Origin of the sequence: Lentzea miocenica (assembly GCF_033949945.1) — a bacterium.
In the GTDB taxonomy this organism is placed as follows: domain Bacteria; phylum Actinomycetota; class Actinomycetes; order Mycobacteriales; family Pseudonocardiaceae; genus Lentzea; species Lentzea miocenica.
The window spans coordinates 232,707-252,753 of the sequence record NZ_JAXAVW010000010.1; the positions used below are offsets into that span (position 1 = coordinate 232,707).

Annotated in this window: 17 protein-coding genes and 2 pseudogenes; 14 read left to right on the plus strand and 5 right to left on the minus strand. The window is 68.6% G+C overall.

Annotated features, from left to right (window positions below; genetic code table 11):
• Positions 1–100 precede the first annotated feature (100 nt).
• Positions 101–241, plus strand: a complete 141-nt coding sequence (locus SK803_RS14425; protein WP_319966481.1) for a hypothetical protein — start codon at positions 101–103, stop codon at positions 239–241.
• Between the two features lie 668 nt (positions 242–909).
• On the opposite strand, the gene SK803_RS14430 is transcribed toward SK803_RS14425, so the two are convergent.
• Together SK803_RS14430 and SK803_RS14435 are read right to left on the minus strand one after the other, a co-directional pair.
• Positions 910–1,347, minus strand: coding sequence for a hypothetical protein (locus SK803_RS14430; RefSeq protein WP_319966482.1), 438 nt, complete (start codon positions 1,345–1,347; stop codon positions 910–912).
• 62 nt (positions 1,348–1,409) lie between these two features.
• A complete protein-coding gene (locus SK803_RS14435) occupies positions 1,410–4,193 on the minus strand; it encodes a BTAD domain-containing putative transcriptional regulator (RefSeq protein ID WP_319966483.1) in 2,784 nt (927 codons plus the stop codon).
• A gap of 356 nt (positions 4,194–4,549) precedes the next feature.
• Between SK803_RS14435 and SK803_RS14440 the strand changes: the two genes are divergently transcribed.
• The 3 genes from SK803_RS14440 to SK803_RS46520 all read left to right on the plus strand — a co-directional run bounded on the left by SK803_RS14440 (position 4,550) and on the right by SK803_RS46520 (position 5,599).
• Positions 4,550–5,158: a DUF4360 domain-containing protein gene (locus SK803_RS14440; RefSeq protein WP_319966484.1), complete on the plus strand. Its 609-nt coding sequence runs from the start codon at positions 4,550–4,552 to the stop codon at positions 5,156–5,158.
• A 70-nt stretch (positions 5,159–5,228) separates the two neighbouring features.
• Complete coding sequence (locus tag SK803_RS14445; protein WP_319966485.1) at positions 5,229–5,468, plus strand: hypothetical protein; 240 nt, start codon at positions 5,229–5,231, stop codon at positions 5,466–5,468.
• Positions 5,468–5,599: a hypothetical protein gene (locus SK803_RS46520; RefSeq protein WP_406601531.1), complete on the plus strand. Its 132-nt coding sequence runs from the start codon at positions 5,468–5,470 to the stop codon at positions 5,597–5,599. The genes SK803_RS14445 and SK803_RS46520 overlap by 1 nt, the downstream gene beginning before the upstream one ends.
• 150 nt (positions 5,600–5,749) lie before the next feature.
• On the opposite strand, the gene pdxY is transcribed toward SK803_RS46520, so the two are convergent.
• On the minus strand, positions 5,750–6,601 hold the full coding sequence (gene pdxY / locus SK803_RS14450; RefSeq protein WP_319966486.1) for a pyridoxal kinase PdxY: 852 nt from the start codon (positions 6,599–6,601) through the stop codon (positions 5,750–5,752).
• Between the two features lie 23 nt (positions 6,602–6,624).
• On the opposite strand from pdxY, the pseudogene SK803_RS46710 reads away from it, so the two are divergent.
• From SK803_RS46710 to SK803_RS14485, 7 genes and pseudogenes are all read left to right on the plus strand, one after another.
• Positions 6,625–6,805: pseudogene (locus SK803_RS46710) on the plus strand (hypothetical protein); the annotation flags it as partial.
• 494 nt (positions 6,806–7,299) lie between these two features.
• Positions 7,300–7,503: pseudogene (locus SK803_RS14455) on the plus strand (cold-shock protein); the annotation flags it as partial.
• 30 nt (positions 7,504–7,533) lie between these two features.
• Complete coding sequence (locus SK803_RS14465) at positions 7,534–8,238, plus strand: cold shock domain-containing protein (protein ID WP_406601532.1); 705 nt, start codon at positions 7,534–7,536, stop codon at positions 8,236–8,238.
• A 48-nt stretch (positions 8,239–8,286) separates the two neighbouring features.
• Positions 8,287–8,997, plus strand: coding sequence for a serine integrase family protein (locus SK803_RS14470; protein WP_319966500.1), 711 nt, complete (start codon positions 8,287–8,289; stop codon positions 8,995–8,997).
• Between the two features lie 171 nt (positions 8,998–9,168).
• Positions 9,169–9,471, plus strand: a complete 303-nt coding sequence (locus SK803_RS14475; protein ID WP_319966487.1) for a trypco2 family protein — start codon at positions 9,169–9,171, stop codon at positions 9,469–9,471.
• Positions 9,472–9,475: 4 nt separating this feature from the next.
• The gene (locus SK803_RS14480) at positions 9,476–13,807 is read left to right on the plus strand and encodes a HEAT repeat domain-containing protein (RefSeq protein WP_319966488.1); all 4,332 of its coding nucleotides are present in this window, start codon (positions 9,476–9,478) and stop codon (positions 13,805–13,807) included.
• 112 nt (positions 13,808–13,919) lie between these two features.
• Positions 13,920–15,032, plus strand: coding sequence for an integrase core domain-containing protein (locus SK803_RS14485; RefSeq protein WP_319966489.1), 1,113 nt, complete (start codon positions 13,920–13,922; stop codon positions 15,030–15,032).
• A gap of 78 nt (positions 15,033–15,110) precedes the next feature.
• On the opposite strand, the gene SK803_RS14490 is transcribed toward SK803_RS14485, so the two are convergent.
• On the minus strand, positions 15,111–16,478 hold the full coding sequence (locus SK803_RS14490; protein ID WP_319966490.1) for a helix-turn-helix domain-containing protein: 1,368 nt from the start codon (positions 16,476–16,478) through the stop codon (positions 15,111–15,113).
• Between the two features lie 241 nt (positions 16,479–16,719).
• Here SK803_RS14490 and SK803_RS14495 point away from each other — a divergent pair, with 241 nt between their 5' ends.
• The gene (locus SK803_RS14495) at positions 16,720–17,472 is read left to right on the plus strand and encodes a hypothetical protein (RefSeq protein WP_319966491.1); all 753 of its coding nucleotides are present in this window, start codon (positions 16,720–16,722) and stop codon (positions 17,470–17,472) included.
• A complete protein-coding gene (locus tag SK803_RS14500; protein ID WP_319966492.1) occupies positions 17,469–18,716 on the plus strand; it encodes an acyl-CoA dehydrogenase family protein in 1,248 nt (415 codons plus the stop codon). The genes SK803_RS14495 and SK803_RS14500 overlap by 4 nt, the downstream gene beginning before the upstream one ends.
• 28 nt (positions 18,717–18,744) lie before the next feature.
• On the opposite strand, the gene SK803_RS14505 is transcribed toward SK803_RS14500, so the two are convergent.
• Positions 18,745–19,263, minus strand: a complete 519-nt coding sequence (locus SK803_RS14505) for an NUDIX hydrolase (RefSeq protein WP_319966493.1) — start codon at positions 19,261–19,263, stop codon at positions 18,745–18,747.
• A gap of 271 nt (positions 19,264–19,534) precedes the next feature.
• Between SK803_RS14505 and SK803_RS14510 the strand changes: the two genes are divergently transcribed.
• Positions 19,535–20,047: Scr1 family TA system antitoxin-like transcriptional regulator (locus SK803_RS14510; RefSeq protein WP_319966494.1), on the plus strand; the 513-nt coding region annotated here is incomplete at its 3' end.

A 20,047-nucleotide genomic window follows, 5' to 3' on the forward strand; every position in this document is an offset into this window, starting at 1 on the left:
GACACACTGACCGCTCTTGTTCTCGACGGTGCGTTCGTCGCCCTGCCGCCACTGCCGAACCTGCGCGTGCTCGACATGTCCAAGGAAGAGGTGGACATCGTTGTCCCAATTCGACTACCTCACGCTGAACACCTCGCAGTGGCACCGGTACTCGAGGACCCCCGCTGCCCGCCACGCTCACCGGAGATTCCTCGCTGACGGCGCGCTGGCGTGGGCGGGTGAGCGCGGTGCGGAGCTGTAGCGCGAGGTGATCGTGGGACGAGCCGCGTCAGCCTGACAGCGTGCCGACAACCACTGGACCGGTGGAGGGAGATGGGGAGGAGTTGGTCGATCAAGTCCGCGAGCAGCGTCTGCAAATTCACTATTACGACCAGTGCCTTGAAATTCGCCCCGCGCAACTAACACTGAAAACCGCGGGACCCGCTCGTCGCCCAGCTCAGCCGAAGCTCGTATAGAGGGCCAGTCGACGCGATTCAATCTTTCGCCACTAGGCTCTGTTGATTGAGGTCAAGACCTTCCGCGGCAAACTGCTGGACCGCACGCTGATCTTGAATCGGACCACCCACGGCACGCGCTGCGCGAGTACGAGCGACACACAACGAGCGCCGCACCCACCGATTACCCGCCGGCGCTGCGCCCTTGCGGATCCGGTCCCAGCCTCTTGAGCCCGATCAGATCGAAGACTTCAGCGTAGATCGGCACGACCGTCGCGGTGGAGTCATCCCGCGAGTATCGACATGCGGCTTTACCTGCACGGACGTAGTTTTCGGCACGCACAAGCCCCGCGGCCAACCACATGGACCACGTGCACGTGTCTTTCCAGCCGACCGCGACGGCCAACGTCACCTGCTGATTCGTCTGACGGACCGACGCGCCCGTGGTGCACCGGCACCACGGGCGCGTCACCTGTCAGGGCGTGCAAACAGAGGCAGTCCTGCGGCAGGCGACGGAACCCTTGTTCCGGTGGACGTAGTCGATCAACTGGATGTTGGCCTGGTGGATGCCACCCTCCACGGTCGTGCCCAGGGAGACGTCGTTGACGGGGGTGCTGGCGCACTGCTTGGCCAGGGTGGCCGGGCCGGCCACCACCGTGTTGCCCTGCCACCCAGCGAAGGCTCCCTCCACACACTCGCCGCTCTTGACGGACAGGTACTGGTTCGTGAGCATGACCGTCCTCCCGGAGGACGACCAGGCGATGTTCCCGGTGAGGCGACCGACGATCACGCCGGAGCTGTGCTTCACCACGACGTCGAACGAGGACGGGGCCGCGCTGGCCGTCCCCGCGGTCGTGACGGCGAGCAGCGCCATGGCCCCCAGGGCGAGTCCGGCTCGTTTCAGGATGCGCATCAAGGTTGTTCCTCTCCACTGGCCGACCCCCTGCCGGCCGTCTCCATGACACGCAGCCACCGTCATCGTTCCGTCCTCGTTCCGTCCTCACCGCCGCTGACCTGCGCCTGGGCGAGCCGTTCCTGCAGCCGGACGTGCCGGAACTGGTAGACCGCACCGACCTGGCGGAGCACGCCACGACGGTGGGCGTCATCGAGGAACGTCAAGAACTGCCACGGAACGCGGCCCCGCGCGGAGAGCCAGACGACCGCGGGACGCAGCGCTCCGGACGCCCTGGCGAACCAGACGCTCAATCCCACCGAGAGCCCGAACAGCCCTCCGGCGAGGCACGCCTGCGCGACGCTCCTGGTCGGTTCGAAAACCTGCCCGCCGATGATCGCGCCCGCGACGGCGTAGGCGAGACCGCCGGGACGGGGGACCAGGAACCAGCCGAGCAGACCCGCGGCCACTCCGCCCGCCACGCCCAGGACCACGTCAAAGCGGCCGTCCAGGATCTCCGTCGTGGGGTCGTCCGGGGTGAGCAGCAGCGCCAGCGTGAAGAACAGGCTGAGCGACACCGCGAACGAGGCGGTCAGCGCGAGCGCCGCCCTGCGGTCGTCGCGCAGCACGGTGCCGGGGCTGGAGACGCGGTTCGCGTCCAGCGGGGTGTCGAGCCACACGTGCACCCCGACGGCGAGGCCGAACACCACCGAGATCAGGCACGTCACCCATACCGGGAGCGACCAGCCGAACCCGAGGCTGACACCGATCACCGCGCCGATGGCGAACCTCTGGGCGAACCCGGCCGCGGTTCCCGCGAACCTCGCCTCGACCCGCAGCGGACCCGGCCTGCGCATCGCCCGGTGCGTGACGAACCCGGCGGCGCCGAACGAGACGCCGTAGACGATCCCGATCGCGGGACCGGCCGCGAACCAGCCGGTGAGCGTGAACAGCACCGCGGGCGGCAGCCCGAGCAGAAGGCCGACGATCGTGGGCGGCACCGCGCGGTCGAGCTGCCACCAGACGAAGTCGTGGGTGCCGCCCAGGTGGCGGGCGAGGAAACCGAACCAGCGCCATGCGTCGGCCAAGTCGTAGTGGCGTGCTTGGGCGCCGCTGCCGGGCGGAACCGGACGGTCGCTGTAGACAGCAGGCAGGTACGCGTCGAGCAGGTGCCGTTCGACCGCCGCCCGGTCGGGGAACCGCGCGGTGTCGCAGAGTTCGCCGGGATCGCTCGCGGGATCGCGGTAGGCGGTCTGGGCCAGGTCGACCATCAACGGCGTGCGCAACGCCAGGGCGAGCGCGCCGTCGGGTTCCTGCCGCAGCGCGCGCACCACCGGCTGCCACCGCGTCTCGCCGGTCCGCCGTCGCGCGGTCAGGAAGTCGATCGCGTCCTGCGCGCGCACCGGCTCGATCTCCACCACGGCGGCACTGACCAGGAACGCCCCCTCCTCCCGCACCGCCGCCTCGTACTCGTCGCCCCGGCAGGTCAGCACGAGCGGCCGTCCGCCCGCGACGGCCCTGTCGATGGCGTCGATCGCGGCCGCGTGCAGGCCGGGTGGCGTTTCGTCGAGGCCGTCGAGCACCGGCATGACCCGACCCTCGAGCACCAGCCGCAGCGCCGCGTCCCGGCCGTACGTGCCAGCGTTGCCGAGCCCCGGGTACTCCTCGACCAACCGGCGGGCGAGCCACGAGTGCAGGTGTTCGGTGTGCGGGTTCCACGACGTCAGCGACAGCAGCACCGGCACCGGTTCGCCCGGCCGGGGGTCTGCGAGCAGCCCGAGCGTCAGCAGAATCGCCAGCACCGATTTGCCCGCCCCCGGCTCGCCAAGCACCACGAGCTGGCGTGCCGGGATCTTGCGCAACGACTCGACGACGTCAGTGAGGTCACCGCTCAGCTCCAGCCGTTCCGGCACCTCGCACGGCCGCGTGCCCAGCACCGACGAGGCCGCGGCCGCCACCTCGCGTCCGGTGCTCGCCCACGTCAGCGGCACGGGCCGTGGCCGGTCCAGCGACCGCAGTTCCACCTCGGCCGTCCACTGCCTGCTGATCGCCGCCGCCAGCTCCTTCGCCGCCCGGTCGAGCTCGTCGGGCCTTGCGAACCCGTCGACGTCCGCGTGGGCGGTCGGTGGTCTCGTATCGCCGCGCAGCACGCGTTCGTGCAGGTCCCGGATCTCCTGGCCGGGATCGAGGCCGAGCTCCTCCGCCAGGGTCGTCCGCAGCCTCTCGAACACGCGCAGCGCGTCGGCCTGCCGTTCGCAGCGGTCGAGGGCGAGCATCAGCTGCCCGTGCACCCGCTCCCGCAGGGGGTTCTCGGCGGCGACCTCGGTCAGCTCGTCGACTACCTCCCGATGCTGTCCCAGCGCGAGCTGCCAGTCGACGCAGGCCTCGAAGGCGTCCAGCCGTTGCTCGTCCAGCCGCGCCGCCCGGCCGTCGAGCGCACTCGCGCCCAGCCCGCTGAGCACCGGTCCGCGCCACAGGCGCAACGCCTCCCGGATCTCGGTCACGGCCTCGCGCGACGCACCCCGCTCGGCGGCCTGCCGCGCCCGCGTCACCAAGGCGGCGAAGCGCAGCAGGTCGAGATCGTTCTCACCGACCGCGACGCGGTAGCCGGGTCCGTCGGTCACGATGATCCGCTGGTCGGTGTCGCCGAGGCGGTCGCGCAGCGCGGAGACGCAGTTCTGGACCTGCTTGGTAGCGGTCGCGGGTGGTTCGCCGTCCCAGGTCGCCTCGATCAGCCTGCCGATCGTCACCACGGCGTTCGGTGTCAGCAGCAGCGCGGCCAGCACCCTCTGGTGCCTGCTGCCCGGCAGCGCAAGCTTCGTCTCCTCGTCCCACACCTGCAACGGCCCGAGCACGCGAAAGTCCACGCGTACCACCCCCCGCCTGGAAGATACCGAGAGCACCCATCTCATTCGGGTGGGGTTCCGGAGGCTCCTCAGGACTGCTCGGCCGGGTTTTGACACCCCACAGGGACTTACGATGATCACCACCGCCGCGATCGCCAGCGCACTCATGCTCCAGCGCATGTGCCCTCCTGAGGGCTGTCGGCCCCCTCGGGGAGCGCTCCCAGTGCAGGCGTACCGGTTCACATGGGGAACAGGACACGGGATGGAGGGTCGATCGTCAGGTAATCGCAAGGCGGCAGGAAACCCGCCAAGCCGCCGTCATCGGGTTGGGTACTTCTTCTCCGCCGCTGCCCAGCGTACGAGCCGGAAGGTGTCCAATGATCCACGCGATTGTCGCCACGGCCATGGTGATGTCCACCGTCGTCCTCCCACAGGCCGACATCCCGCCACCCGGCGCGGTCACCATCGACATGATCAACGGAAGCGGCTGCCCCAAAGGCACGACCTCGGTGTCGGTATCACCGGACAACTCCGCCTTCCACGTGGTCTTCAGCAGCTATGCCGCCAAGGTCGGCCCCGGTGCCGCGCCGACGGACTTCCGGAAGAACTGCCAGCTGAGCATCAGGGTGAACGCGCCGGAGGGCTTCGTCTACGGCATCTCCAAGGTCGACTACGCCGGCTACCTCCACCTCGAACGCGGTGCCACCAGTTCCCTGAAGTCCAACTACTACTTCCAGGGCATGACGGACACGGGCTACCGCAGCCACAACTGGCAGGGCCCGGTGGATGACGAATGGCAGGCCACGGACGTGGGCTCGCCGATCATCTACCCGCCCTGTGGCGTGAACAGGAACCTCAACATCAACACCGAGCTGCGGGTCAACGTGGGCACGTCTGATCGGAAGAAGACGAGCTTCATGGCGATGGACTCGCTCGACGGCTACGCCAAGACGGACTACTTCTTCTCCTGGAAGCGTTGCCCGTAAACGGAAAACCTGGTCGCAGGCTCGGAACCTTGATGGCTCCGGGCCTGACGACCGTGCTCGTCGACGCGCGATGAGTGAGAGAATGACCCCTCCGGCGGCGGCGCTGGGCGACCTCGAAGACACCGGACACCTCGCGCAGATCAAGTTCCTCATTCGTGACCGCGATGCCAAGTACCCCGCGTTGATCGACAAGTTCCTCGGCGCCGCGGGGATCGCCACGGTGCCGACCGGTGTCCAGATGCCGCGCATGGACTCCGTCATCGAACGCTGGTCAAGACACTCCGCGCCGAACTGCTGGACCGCACGCTGATCTGGAATCAGACACACCTACAGCACGTGCTGCGCGAGTACGAGCGGCACTACAACGAGCACCGAACCCACCGATCACTCGCCGCCGCAACACCTCTGCGGACCCGGCCCCAGCCTCTCGAACCCGGCTAGATCGAACGCCTCACCGTAGATCGACAGGACCATCTCGGCGGAGTCATCCACGAGTATCGCCATGCGGCTTAACCTGCATGGACGTAGTTTTCGGCACGCACACGGCCGCTTCGAACCGCGTGGTCGAAATTTCCGACGCGCGACTCGGGCTCAGCGCACCTGCTCGGCCTTGAACTGCATCCGCGGCGTCGCGTAGAACTCCTGGGCCTGCACCAGCCGCAGTTCGCGCTCATTGGAGCGGTGGGTCAGGTCGATCAGGTCGAAGACGCTCGACGCGGTGCGCTCCAGCGCCAGCGCCGCGTCGTTGGTCTGGACGTAGTGGGCGGTGAACAGCGCGGCCGTGACGTCGCCGGACCCGTTCGCCTTGAACGGCAGATGCGGGGTGCTCACGAGCCACGACCCGGCGGTGTCCACGACGAGCATCTCGATCGTGTCCTCCTCCCGGTCGGGCCGCTCGACGCTCGTGACCAGCACAGTCGACGGGCCCATCTCACGGGCGAGGTCGGCCGACGCCAGCGTCTCCTCGACGCTCGCCGGTTCGGTGCCGGTGAGGAAGCCCAGCTCGAACTGGTTCGGGGTGATGATGTCGGCCGCCGGCACGACCCTGTCGCGCAGCAGCACGGGGATCTCGGGCGCGACGAAGCACCCGGACTTGGCGTTGCCCATCACCGGGTCGCACGCGTAGAGCGCTGCCGGGTTCGCGGCCTTCACCCTGCGCACCGCGTCGATGATCACATCGGCGATGCCCACGCCGCCCTGGTAGCCGGACAACACGGCGTCGACCTGCGGGAACACCCCTCGTTCCTCCACCCCGAGCAGGATCTCGGCCACGTCCGACGGCGGCAGGAGCGGACCGCGCCACGCGCCGTACCCGGTGTGGTTGGAGAAGTTCACTGTGGGGATCGGGACGACGTCGACCCCGAGGCGCTGCAGCGGGAACACGGCAGCGGAGTTGCCGACGTGGCCGTGGGCGACGACCGACTGGATGGACAGAACCTTCATCCGCCCACCCTAGAACGGACGCCTGGACGTCGTGGTACCGCCGGACCACGTTGGTGTTGGTGGCGCATCTGTTCCTGGCCGTCACGATCGCTGCTGAGCGTGCCGGCCTGGTGCCGGCGGAGATGAGACTGCGTGCGCTGGTCGGAGTGGCGCCGACGGCATCAGCACCGTGTCCGACACGCTGGCGTTGGATTGGTGCACTGATGTGAAAGTGGCCGAAATATGAATTACCCCACGGAATCCTGGTGAATCCCGTGGGGTAAGAGAATGTCCGAGGGGAATTGAGTTCCCAAGCTTGCGCAGTTCGGGCCAGTCGGCGTATTTCAATCTTTGGTCATTCGCGATATCGGCTATCTGTGGAACACTACTGACCAACGAACGTGACCCTCAGCGTTAGCGCACTCCACCACGGTGACCCGCTCACATAATCAAGCTGTAGCGCCGTTCATCGTCAGCGAGTGCTCGGCGGCTTGATCAACGAGTACGAATCTGCGGCGTCCTGAGGCGCAGGTCAGACCACCAGGCATAGTTTTGGCACCCCACACGTCCGCATACTCGGGCAACGGCTGGTGACGGCGCGCGAACTCGGTGACTTCGGCGATGTACTCACGGCGGAGCTGCCGCGCGTCGGGATCAGGATGTACATACGGCGCCTGGGACACTGGACTCCCGACCACCCGCGAGACCAGGAGTGCACCGTGCAGCAGGGAACCGTCCGCTGGTATGACCTCGAGCGCGGCTTCGGCTTCCTCGCCCCCGACGACGGCAGCGCCGACATCTTCGTGCACGTCTCGCAGGTGCAGGGCGAGGGCGCGGCCCGGGCGCTGCGCGAGGGCCAGACGGTGGAGTTCGAGACCGGTGAGGGACCCCGCGGTCCGCAGGCGCTGCACGTCGCCGTCACCGGGGACGCCGCGCCCGACGCGACCCTGGGCGTGCTCGCCACCGTCTCCTGGTACGAGCCGGCCAAGGGCTACGGGTTCGCCGCGCCGGACGGCGGGGGTGCGGAGGTGTTCGTGCACTCCTCCGCCATCGTCACCGGGGGCGTCCTCGCGGCCGGGCAGCGGGTGGCCTTCGTCGTCATCGCCGGGGAGAAGGGGCCGCAGGCCCAGCACCTGGTGCCGCTGAGCTTCGACGCCGGGGTCCGCAGAGCCCCTCTGGTCGCGGCCGGCGACGGCGCCGACGGCTCCGTCCTGTGGTTCGACGAGGAGAAGTCGTTCGGCTTCGTGGCCGCCGACGACGGGGCGGGCGACGTCTTCCTGCACGTGCGCGCCCTGGTCGACGACCTGTACCTGCCAGCCGAGGGCGACCGGGTCTCGTTCACCACGGTCACCGTGGACCAGGGTCGTCAGGCGCGCGAGGTGCGGTTCGTGGCCACCGGCGAGCCGGTGGAGGCCGCCGCGGCCCCCAGCCAGGCCCGTCCGGCCACCCGGCCCGCAGCCCGCGCCGGCGACGGCTCGGTGGCCCGCTACGACGCCGACCGCGGCTTCGGCTTCATCACCCCCGACGCGGGCGGGCCCGACCTCTTCGTGCACGTCTCGGTGGTCTCCGGCGAGCCCCTGGTGGCTGGCGAGCGGGTGCGCTTCCGCATCCGGCAGAGCGACCGGGGCCCGCAGGCCGATGCCGTCGAGCACGCCTGACCGTCCGGGACGGTCTTACGACGCCTCGAAGCGGGCGACGTAGCGGCGTTGCTGGCCGCCGCTACGACTTGTGATCGTCTCTTTGACGCGGTGGTTGTAGGGGAGTACGAGCGAGCGTTTCACGGCGATCAGTTCCGCGAGGTTGTTTCCCGGTTGAACGCGTTAGGTGTTGCTGTGTGGCTACCGGAGGCGGGCGGACCGGTCGAGCTCGGTAGCCCTGTGCATGAGACCTTGATGGTCTTGTTGGGTGCGCAGGCGCAGCGTGAGGTGGCGCGTGCGCGGCAGCGGGTGCTGGCGGCGATGCGGGCGCAGACGCGTGTGCAGGGCAGGTTCCTGGGCGGTCGTCCGCCGTATGGGTATCGGCTTGTTGATGGTGGTCGGCATCCGAATCCTGTGCACGGGCGGTGGGGCCGTCGGGTGCAGGTGCTGGCGCCGGACCTGCTCGGCCGGTCATCGGCGGCGAAGGATGCGGAGTTGCTGGTGCTGCGGCATGAGGTCGCGGTGTTGCGCCGTGCTCATGGCCGTCCGCGTCTGGATTGGGCTGATCGTGCGGTGCTGGCCGCGTTGGTGTGGCGGTTGTCTGCCTGGTTGCGGGAGCACCGATTGATGTCCCCAAACAGCGTTGGCCCGCTGGACGTTCGGCTGCAGGTCGGCCTGCGCGGCGGGCAGGGCGATGTTCACGATGGTCGCGTCCAGCACCACCATGAGCTGCGCGAGCGCGACCACCGCCAGCACCTGCCAACGCCGTCGATCGGATGACGGTTCTCGAGGCGCGAGCGCACGGAGTAATCAGCCGGTCTCGGGCGGTGATTCACCCATCCGGCAGCATTCACCAATGCTAACCACGCCGCGTGCCCGGACGACAACGTTGGTACACCGGGACAGTGCGAACTGTCGTGGGGGCGGGGCTCTAGGAGAACGGGGGAGCCGGTGGGTGAGATCGGTCTGAAGGACACGATTGACGCGTTGCGCGACGAACTGCTGGCCGCGATGGAGCAGGCGCGGGACAAGGGGGTTCAGTTCCCTGTCACGGGCGTGCAGCTCGAGTTCCACGTGGGTGTCAAGAAGACGGGGGAAGGCAAGGCGGGGCTCAAGTTCTGGGTGCTCGAACTGGGCTCGGGCGGTAGCTTCGCGCGCGAGACGATCCAGAAGGTGATCGTCACCCTCGGGGCGCCGACCGACAGCGCGGGTGTTCCCGTCAAGGTGTCGGACGTGACCGAGGACAGGCCGTAGTGCGGTGACAGAGCGCGCTGGTCTGGCGGGCCGGGTGGTCGAGGTGCTGGTCGCACGCGGCGACGCGGAACGGCCGCAATGGAGCGTCGGCTCGGGATTCGTCGTCCGCGAAGGGCTCGTCCTGACCGCGGCGCACGTGGTCGACTCCGCGCGCGAGGTGCTGGTGCGGGTGCGCGGCACCGAGGAGCGGCAGGCGCGGGTGGCGCCGTTGCCCGGTGGCGGCGTCGCGTGCGACATCGATATCGACCTCGCAGTGCTGGAGATCCAGGGCGGGTTCGGCTGGGTGGAGCCCGTGGGGTTCGCGCGGCTGCACCGTGACCCCGTGCTCGGCACGCCGAACCTCGACGGCTGCGTCGGCTTCGGGTTCCCCAGGTTTCAGCGCCGCGAACGGTCGGGGCGTCCGGTCCGCGAGTCGGTGCGGATCGACGGGTACATCCCGATGGGTGAGGGTGTGGTGGAAGGCCTTGCCACGCTTCGGATCCAGGAGGCGCCGCACGGCGTCGGCCTGCCGGGCGGCCAGGTGGGGACATCGCCGTGGCAGGGTGTTTCCGGGACCGTGGTCTTCTGCGGCGACGTCGCGATCGGCGTGGTGAGCGAGCACCATCCGCCCGCCGGGATGAACGGGCTCACCGTGGTGCCGTTGTCGTGGCTCGACCGGTGCGCTGACGCGGCCGAGTGGTGGGCGCTGCTCGGTGTCGCGGATCCGGGCAGCCTGCCGACCCTGCCCTCGCGGGGCGATCACACGCCAGAGGCCGACGCCGTGGAGCGGTTCCGCGGTCTGGTGTTGCGCTCGCCCGACTTCACCCGGCTGTCCACGCCGTTCGGCGGGCTCTCCGTCGACTACTACCAGCCGCGGCTGCTGCGCCCGGTCACGGTCAACCTCACGCCGGGTGAGGGCGAGGGCGTCGACCCCGCGCTCGCCAGACCCGTGCTGGAGGTCATCGCCTCCGTGCCGAGGCTCGTCGTCATCGCGCCCGCGGGAATGGGCAAGACGGCACTGCTGCACGACGTCGCCAGGCGGGCCGCCGCGGGCGACATCGACGGTGTCCCGGTTTTCGTGCGGCTGCACGACTTCGCGCGCCGGGGCGGCGACCGCGACCTGCTGACGTTCGCGGTCGTCGAGGCGTTCGGCGACGTCCTGCGGGAGGCGGAGCTCGACCGGATCGTCACCGCGCTGCGCGGGCTGCCGGAGCTGCTGTTCCTCTTCGACGGTTTCGACGAGCTGCCCGTGGACCAGCAGGAGGACGTGATGGTCCGGGTGCGGAAGGTGCCGCGGTTCCTGCTCACCTCCCGCCCGATGGGGCGCATCGACGTGCTGCAGGACTCGGCGCCCGCCTACCAGATCGAGCCGCTCACCGACCAGTCCGTCGCCACCTTCGTCGAGTGCTGGGCCACGCCGGACCGCGGCACGGCCGAGCTGCTCGACCGGGTCGCCGCGGACACCACTCTCGCAGAGCTCACCAGGTTCCCGCAGCTGCTGATGCTGCTGTGCTGGCAGTGGTGGCACGGCCCGTCCACCGGGTACCGGTCCAAGAAGGACATCCTGTCCAACGCCGTGGACGAGGCGTTCAACCGTGCGGTGCGGCTGGCACGGCTGTCCGACGGCGACGACGAGGTGCTGCCGATGTGGGCGCGCCGGGCACTGGGCCATGTCGCGGTCGAGGGCATGAGCGCCGGCGACGGCCGCCAGCTCACGTTCACCCGAGAGCGTCTGGTGGACGCGATGCGCGTGGCGGGTGGTGGTGATCGTGCGGGGACACTGCTGGCGCTCGCCCGCCGCTCCGGGCTGATCGTGTCGACCGGTGCTCACGAGTTCCGCTTCCTGCACCACGTCTTCCGCGCGTTCCTCGGCGCCGAGGCGCTGATCACGGCGACGGATCCGGCGGCGATGATCGACCGGCTGGCACTGCGGAGCGCCGGCGAGGACTGCCTCGCGCTGGCCGCGGCGCTGGCACCGGACCGCATCGCCGCGTTGATCGTCGACCGCCTGACCGCCGACGACCACGAGATCTTCCGGGCGAACTGGCGGCTCGCCGCCCAGTGCATGGAGGGTCTCGCGGATCTCAGGGGGTTGGAGGACCGCCTGCGCCCGGTCGCCGACGCGATGCTCGACGGTGCGGCCGAGTGGTGGTCACGATCCACGTTCGTGCCCGCGATCGCCGCGCTGCGCACCGGATACGTGCGGGACCGGTTGCTGGCGAATCTCGACAGCGACGACGGCTACGTCCGCTGGGCGGCGGTCGAGGGGCTGGGCCGCTTCGCCGAGCCGCGGACGACCTCCGCGCTGATCGGGCGCCTCGAGGTCGAGACGTGGCCGGCGATCCAGATCGCGCTTGTCACGGTGCTGAGCAGCAGTCGCGACCGCCGGGCGATCGCTGCGGTGTGGGAGTTCTGCGAACGCTGCCTCGCCACCGATCCCGACGCGTTCTTCGTGACGATCGGGGAGAGCCTCGGCAAGCTCGGCGCCGAGCAGGAGCTCCGGCAGCTCCTGGCCCGCGGCGAGAACGAGGAGAACGTGGCCGAACTCCTCGCCGCGGCCGTGCCGCACGTCCGGCCGGCCTTCGCCCAGGAGATCCTCGATTCGCTGGAGGCATGGCAGATCGTGGTCCACCGGCCCGAGGACGTGCCCAAACACATCGCCACGCTGGACGACCCGTCGGCGACAACCGACCAGCGGATGCTGGCCGTCCGCGGACTCGCGGCCGCCGGAACGGACGAGGCAGCGCGCGAGCTGCTCGCGGTGCTCCTCGACGACCATCCGGAGGAGGTGCATCGGTCCGTCGTAGGTGCGCTGCTGGACCCCGAAGGGGAGTACGACCAGCATGCCCTCCTCGAGTACCTGCGCGAACAAGGAGTGTCCGACGATTCGGACTACCGGCTCGGGGTGGCCAACGCCGTCCTGCAGCTGTGGAACCACGACACCAGGTGGCGGCTGGACGAACTCTCGTCGGCGGAGTTCGACGAGCAGGAACGGGCGCTGCTGTCCGATCCGGTCGCGCAGGTGCGAGCCGCCTGGGCGCTGCTGTCCTCGATCGCGGGGCTGATACCGCAGGACGTGCTGGCCGGAGTGGTCGACGACGAGGATCCGTGGACGCGCCGTGCGGTGATCAGGGCGGCAGGTCGGTGGGGCCTCACCGAAGCGGGGCCGGAGGTTCTCGCGGCCGCGCGCACTGACGAAGATCTCCAGGTCAGGTGTGCCGCGCTGGAAGCACTCGGGACACTCCAGCCCGATGGAACCGAGGAGGTGCTGTCCGCGGCCGTCCACGCGGCGGACCCGCGCGAACGCAGGGCGGCAGTGGCGGGCCTGGGGCGGCACGGTGGCCCGGCCGCGCTGCCCGTAGTGGCGGCGGTGCTGCTCCGGGAAGGGGATCCCGACTGGCGGGGGCAGCTCATCGACGCCATCGAGGATCTGCTCGGTCCGGAGCCGATCCCGCCGGAACTGGCCGACGCGCTCGTGAGGGAGCTGGACAGCCCCGAACCCGAACTTCGCGCGAGCGCGATCAGGGTGATCGGCAGGGCGGGTCTTCTCGGCGTGACCACAAGGCTTCGCGCCATGATGAATTCCGACCCGAGCGAGGACGTCAGGTCCGATGCGGCCGAGGCGTACGGCCTGCTGGCGGAGCCAGAAGACCTGGTCGCGCTGCTCGACGAGATGCTCGCCGCCGGCCCGACGGGCAAGCCCATGTTCACGCTGACCACCGCGCTCGGCTTCCGGGACCAGGGCCCGCTCGAACCGCTGTACAGCAGGCTCCGGGAGACCGGCGGCCGCTGGCTCACGGGCGCGCATGGCGCCGTGCTGAGGTACCCGTCCTTCACCTACTCCACGATCGAGAGCGGGGGTTCTCGGTCGCTGTCCGACGTCCTGGAGGCACTCGCCCAGGACTCACCACCTGGCCGCTGGGACGCGGTGATCGACCTGAGCGACCACTGGGCTGAAGACGGTGTGCTGGGTCTGCTGGCCTCCACACTGCTGGACGAGGACGAGTTCGTCTGCCTGCGTGCGGGCGACGTCCTCAGCAACGTGGTCAGGAAGCACCCCACCGCCAGGTTCGACGCCGCGAGCATGACGCGGGTGACCGAACCGGAGACGCTCGCCGGACTCGTCGGCCTCCTGGGCGAAGGGAACCCCGACACCAACCAGTTCTCCACGTTGTTCGCCCGGCCGGAGTTCCTCCCCGCACTGCTGCGGGCCGATGCGAACGGCAACCGCGCAGTGCGGGTGATCCTCTGGGACATCGCTGTCCGCTACGAGCTGCGGCTGCTGTCCGACGGACGGGTCGTGCTGCCCTCAGGTGACGAGGTGAGCTGGGACGACGCGCCGGCGTTGCTCGGGTGACCAGCTCGCGCCAACGGGTGACCGCGGAGGCGAAGTCCGGCAGCACTGTGCGTGCCAACAAATACGTCCGTGCAGGTCAGCAGACGTCGATGGGTAGCGGTCATCATCCGGCATGATCGCGGCCGTGCTGGTCCGCTTCGCCTACCGCGCCGTTTCCCACGCCTTCGCCGCGCTGTGGCTCCTGCGCATGACCGATCGGGACAAGGACGTCGAGATCCTCGCGCTACGCCACCAACTCGCGGTCCTGCAACGACAGCTCGGCGATCAGCGCCCACGATTGCGGCTAGAGGACAGGGCGTTGCTGGCAGCCTCGCTCGTGCCCCTGGGCCGCGCGACGCTGCGCCGAATCCGGCTCCTGGTCAGCCCGGATACGGTGCTGCGGTGGCATCGGGACTTGATGAAGCGGCGCCATGCCTGTATGAGCGTGAACCGAGGGCCTGGACGTCCGCGCACGGTCGCTTTGATCCGCCGTCTCGTCCTGCGCCTGGCAGCCGAGAACCCCTCATGGGGGTATCGACGTATCCACGGTGAACTCGCGCTCTTGGGTGTCGCGATCGCCGCCTCTACGGTGTGGGAGATCCTCAAGACTGCTGGCGTCGATCCGGCCCCGCACCGGACAACCGTCACGTGGGCCCACTCTCTGCGCTCGCATGCTGAGGCGATCCTGGCGATGGACTTCGTTGAAACTGTCGCGCTGACCGGTCAGCGCCAGTACATTTTCGCCGCCATCCACCACGCCAGTCGCCGTGTACGCATACTCGGCACCACCGCACACCCCACCCACGCATGGGTAACCCAGGCCATTCGCTACCTGCTCATGGACCTGGAGGACACCGGACACCTCGCACAGATCAAGTTCCTCATTCGTGACCGCGACGCCAAATACCCCGAGTTGATCGACAAGATCCTCGGCACCGCGGGAGTCGCGACGGTGCTGACCGGAGTCCGGATGCCCCGCATGAACTCCATCATCGAACGCTGGGTGAAGACCCTTCGCGCCGAACTGCTGGACCGCACGCTGATCTGGAATCAGATCCACCTACGCCACGCGTTGCGTGAGTACGAGCGGCACTACAACGAGCACCGAACTCACCGATCACTCGCCGCCGCAGCACCCTTGCGAGCCCGGCCTCAGCCTCTCCTGCTCGACCAGCTCGGATGCCTCGCCATAGATCGACAGGACCGTCTCGGCGGAGTCATCCACGAGTGTCGCCATGCGGCTTAACCTGCACGGATGCAGTTTTCGGCACGCACAGGGCGAGCGCTCCGCCCAGTTGAGTTGACGTCCGGCGGCTTGCCGCGTCTACGCGACTGCGCCTGTGCGGGCGGCGAAGGCCTTCAAACCCGGCAGCGTGTGCGCAGTCGGATGTCGCAGCAGGCTGGTGGTGATCTGCTGGATCGGCTTGCGGTACCGGACTTCGTCAGGGGAGGCGTGCTCGGCGGCCAGCAGTGCGCGGAGGGATTGCTCGGGTTTGTTCCACTCGTGGAAGGCGTGGGCGACGTCGGACCAGTAGCGAGCGCGCCGTTCGGCCACCGGGATGGCGGCCGGGTTGATTCGCCTTGCGGCTTCGACAGCGGCGCCGTAGTCGCCGAGGGCTCGAGCGACGCTGATCCGGTACAGCCCGACGCCGGTGGGGCCGAAGGCGGTGAACCGGTGGTTGGCGTCTGTGCCGAGCCGGGTGGCGGCCTCGACTGCTTCGGCGGTCAGGGTGAGGGCGGTGTCGCGGTCGCCGTCGACGGCCGCGGTGTAGGCGGCGGTGGACAGCAGGGATCCGTACACCGACAGGTGCTCCGCGCCTCGGTGCAGATCAGGCTGCAAGGTCTCGATGGAGTTGAAGATCAGACTCTGTGCGGCGTTGGCGTGTCCGGTGCGGCGCAGCACGATCGCCCACGCGCGATGCGCGGTGGCTTGGGTGAGAACGTCGTCCGTGTCGTGGGCCGTTTGTACCGCGCGGTCGGCGGTGATCAGTGCGGACTGCGTGCGGTTGAGCTTGACCATCAGCTCGGACGCGAGCGTGTACAGGTCGGCCATCAGACCGTTGGCCTCGGCAGGATTCTCGGCTTCCGCTCGGGTGGCCATCGTGGTCGACAACACCGCGGGCAGCCTGGAGGCGGATTCCGTGTAGTGGCCGAGTTGGAACACTGTGCGTACTGCGGCCACTTGTCGGCGCAGCTCCGTGATCCCTACGGGGAGGGAGCCCGTTGAGGGCGGAGCGAGCAGTGCACGCTCGAGTGTGCTCACTGGATCGCTCTTGGCCCAGGACGGGGCACCGGCACCGAGCACTGCGGTGCCGGCCAGACTGGTCAGGCCTGCTAGCAGCGTGCGACGACGCATGGGATCGGTCTCCTCGTCCGGCGCCAGGATGACGTTGACCCTAGCGACGGGACGCGGTGCGTGCACGGACCGTGACGTTGTGTCGGTGAGTCCGAGCAGGTGCGGCGGAACTCGCAGGGCCTTGGCCAGGCAGCGCAGGACCTGAACGTCGCGCAATGGCTGTTTGCCTCGCTCCATCCGCGACAGTGTCGAAATGGAGTAGCCGCACTTCTCCGCTAGGTCGGCGAGCGTGAGAGGGGTGGCGAGGCGGACCGCGCGCACGATTGCGCCGAGGTCACCGGAATCGACGGCGGCTCGGACCTCTTGGGTGTCCCAGATCGCGCGAGTCGGATCCATCGCCTGCGCTCCTCACTCAGAGCAGGGTGCTTCAGCGTATCCAAACGATCACAGTCCGTGCCAGCTGATTTGCACACCCTGCAAACGGCTGGCCGAGTTCAGCAACTTCCCTGGTCAGCGAGGTGGAGGAGGCCGTGTTCTGGGTCCTGTTGCGGCAGCCCACCGTCCTGCCGCAGGAAGAGGGACGACGATGGCCACCGCAGAAACGTCGCAGCCGAACTTGTCTGCCACTGGTCGAGAGATGACTGCTTCTGAGCTCGACCACGCAGGCCTTTTGCACGCGGACAACAACGTTGCGATCAGCCGATACGCGATATTCGTGCCGGTCGATGAGCTGGGCACACCTCGACCGGTCGTGATCCGCTCTGGCGCGGTGATCGAGCCGTTCGCCGTTGTGCACGGCGGTACGACCATCGGTGAGCAAGCCCGCGTCGAGGAGCACACCGTCGTGGGCAAGCCCGAACTCGGCTATGCAGTCGGGAAGATCCGTCCTGGCGTTGGTGGAGGCACGGTGATCAGCGCGGGGGCGACGGTTCGCTCCGGTGCAGTTGTGTACGCAGAGGTCGGAATCGGAGTGAACACGTTGGTCGGGCACCACACGCTGCTCCGCACCGCCGTGCAGGTCGGCGCTGACACGCAACTCGGTCACCACCTCACAGTCGAACGCGAGGCCCGCATCGGTCGCGACGTGCGCTGCTCACCTGGCTCGCACATCACCAGCTCGACCGTGCTCGCTGACCGGGTGTTCCTGGGGGCTGGAGTGCGCACGATCAACGACAAGAAGCTGACCTGGCGTGATCCGCATCGCGAGCCGACCCTGGCGGCACCGAGGTTCGACACCGGGGCCAAGGTTGGCAGCGGCTGCGTACTGCTGGCCAGCGTGACGGTCGGCGAGCACGCCCTGGTCGGTGCTGGCTCCCTGGTCACCCGCGACATCCCGCCGGGAGCGTTGGCCTACGGCCATCCGGCCCGCGTGCAGGGAGAAGCCCGGTGAATTCGGCCATGCCCGGTCGGCTCGCCACGGCAAGCGAGGCGATCACGACCTGGCTTCAGCCACTCCGGCCAGTCCTCGATCCCTGTGATCGGATCGACTGGAGGCGGCTCGCCGGAGTTGCGGACGCTTTGGACCGAGTCCTCACGCATTCTCCTGTGGGCGCGGCCCTTTTGGCGGGTGCGGAGCGGAGCAGCCGCCTGCGCGCGATCCGGCGGGACCTGGCTCGCCATGTCGACACGACCAGAGATCCCGACCTGTTTCAGCTGCTGACGCAGTTCATGTGCGGCTACTGCGACATCGACCTGCGCGACACCTTTGGACTCGGGCACGGAAGGCTTATCGGCCGCCACGGCAGTGCGCAGGCACAACAGCGTTGGATCCCGCGGCTGCTAGCCGGCGAGCTGGCCGGGATCGCCGTTACCGAGCCTCACGGCGGATCCCGTCCAGCGGAAACCCACACCTGCGCGGTCGCGGGATCGGACGGAACGTGGAGGGTGACCGGCCGCAAGACCTGGATCGGCCGCCTGACCGAAGCCGCCGTATTCGTACTGTTCTTCCGCGCCCCCGACGGCGGACTGGCCGCTGCTGCGGTCGATGCCACCGAACCAGGTCTGCGCCGCCAGCCGATACCGCCGACGGGGCTTGCCGGTTGGGCATGGGGCGTCTTGGACCTCGATGAGGTGAAGATTCGTCAGGAAGACGTCCTGCACGGGGACGGGATGCTCCTGTTGCGTGAGCACTTCGCCGGCTATCGACCGCTGGTCACCGCCACCGCGCTCGGCGGTGCGGCTGCGGTCTTCGACGCCGTGACCGCGCGGCTGTCCGCTCGCAAGGCTGCTGGTGACCTGCATCGGGTGCGTGACTCAGCGCTGATCACCCTTGGCCGCACGCACGTCCAGCTCGCGACCGGGCTGCTGGGCGCCGTCACGGCCTCCCACCTGGCCGAAGGCGGACACCCTGCCGCGGAACTGTGGGGTGCGGCGACGAAGGCCCACGGCATCGACACTGCCAACTCCGCTACTGCGGAACTGGCGCTACTGCTTGGTGCATCCGGGTTCCGCGCCGATTGTCAGACCGCCAAGATCCGCCGGGACCTGAGCGGACTGCTGTACGCCGACGGCATCCACGACAGCCTGTACCGGACTGCGGGCAAACAGCACGCGACCACAAAGGACACTGCACGCGATATCACCGCGGTTCCAACGCCACGAGGTAGGTCGGCCTCGGTCGCGATGACCGCCTGACCATTGCGGCAGGGGCAGCAATCCTGAACTACGCGATGCGCTGTCCCTGCTCGCACAATGCGGTCGCGCCCTGTTCGGCAGCGTGCAGCGCGACGGCCAGGCGGTCGGCCAGCAGCGGCTTCACCTTGTTCCGGGCTTCGTCCAGGCTGTGGAAGCCGGCGGAGAGGATCTCGCCGTCCGTGAACACCATGCCGACCAGATCGGTCTCGTCCAGCACTCCGCCGTCGAAGACGAACACCACACCCTCGGGGCGGGAGTCCTGCGGGCGCACGTAGTCCACCACGAGCAACCGGCCCAGCGGTCGCTCCCACCCCAACTCCTCGGCGAGCTCGCGGGTGGCGGTCGCCCACGGCGACTCGTCGGCCTCCACCGCGCCGCCAGGAATCTCCCAGTTCGGCTTGTAGGAAGGCTCGAGCAACAGCACCTTGCCCGCCTTGTCGCGGAACAACACTCCGGCGGCCATGCGCTTGCGGGCCAACCCGGCAACGTACTGCTCGGCAGGCAGCACTTCGTTGGTGCCAGGTGCCGCAGACTCCGATGTGGTCACCCGCGGCACCCTAGCCAGCCCAACCGGGGAAGGTTCCGCCGGGGAACAGACCTCAGTCGTGGTTGTCGTGGCGAGCAACAGGTGGACGCGTGATGATCACCCAATCGTGCCATGCCTCGCCATCGGTGCATTTCTGCAGGTCGAGGACCGTGAATGCTGGATTCGTGCTAGATCTTTGCGAGATCCGTGAGCTGGTGCGAACCGATATGAGCGAGGTTGGCTGCGGGCGTCTGACAGGACAGACCTCCAGCTATTGCAAGGAAAACACGCGATGCCGAAACGATTTTCCACCGTCCGGGGCCGTGAGTTCGGCGATGGTCTTCGAACGGCCATCGCAGCCGCGGGCTTCAGCTCGCGGGCGCTCGCCGAACGGGTCGACTGGGACGAGGCCAAGCTCTCGGGACTGGTCAACGGCAAGGGCGGCATCAGCGACGTCGAGCTGGGCGTGTTGCTAGGACTCTGCGGGGTGAATCCCGTCGAACGAGACCACCTGCTGTCGCTGTTTCCAGTCGCGCACGTCAAGAGCTGGTTGCAGGAGCACGGAACCTGCCCACCTGTCTACCACCGCACACTGGCGGAGAACCTCGCCGCGGCCAACGCGTTGATCAGCTGGCGCGGGCTCGCGTTGCCGGAGTTGCTGCAGACGCCTACCTACATGCGTGCGGCGATCGTGGCTTCGCCCAACGTGCCCCAGACGGAAGTGGAAGCGCGCGTGAAGGCCCGGCTGAAGATGCAGGAGCAGCTTCGTCGCAGGGAACTGACTTGCACGTTCTACATCCATGAC

Bases quoted from the DNA above. Each gene is read 5' to 3' on its own strand.
- SK803_RS14490 (WP_319966490.1), bottom strand. From the start codon at position 16,478: ATGGATCCGACTCGCGCGATCTGGGACACCCAAGAGGTCCGAGCCGCC.
- pdxY (WP_319966486.1), bottom strand. From the start codon at position 6,601: ATGAAGGTTCTGTCCATCCAGTCGGTCGTCGCCCACGGCCACGTCGGC.
- SK803_RS14485 (WP_319966489.1), top strand. From the start codon at position 13,920: ATGATCGCGGCCGTGCTGGTCCGCTTCGCCTACCGCGCCGTTTCCCAC.
- SK803_RS14430 (WP_319966482.1), bottom strand. From the start codon at position 1,347: ATGCGCATCCTGAAACGAGCCGGACTCGCCCTGGGGGCCATGGCGCTG.
- SK803_RS14445 (WP_319966485.1), top strand. From the start codon at position 5,229: ATGAGTGAGAGAATGACCCCTCCGGCGGCGGCGCTGGGCGACCTCGAA.
- SK803_RS14440 (WP_319966484.1), top strand. From the start codon at position 4,550: ATGATCCACGCGATTGTCGCCACGGCCATGGTGATGTCCACCGTCGTC.
- SK803_RS14495 (WP_319966491.1), top strand. From the start codon at position 16,720: ATGACTGCTTCTGAGCTCGACCACGCAGGCCTTTTGCACGCGGACAAC.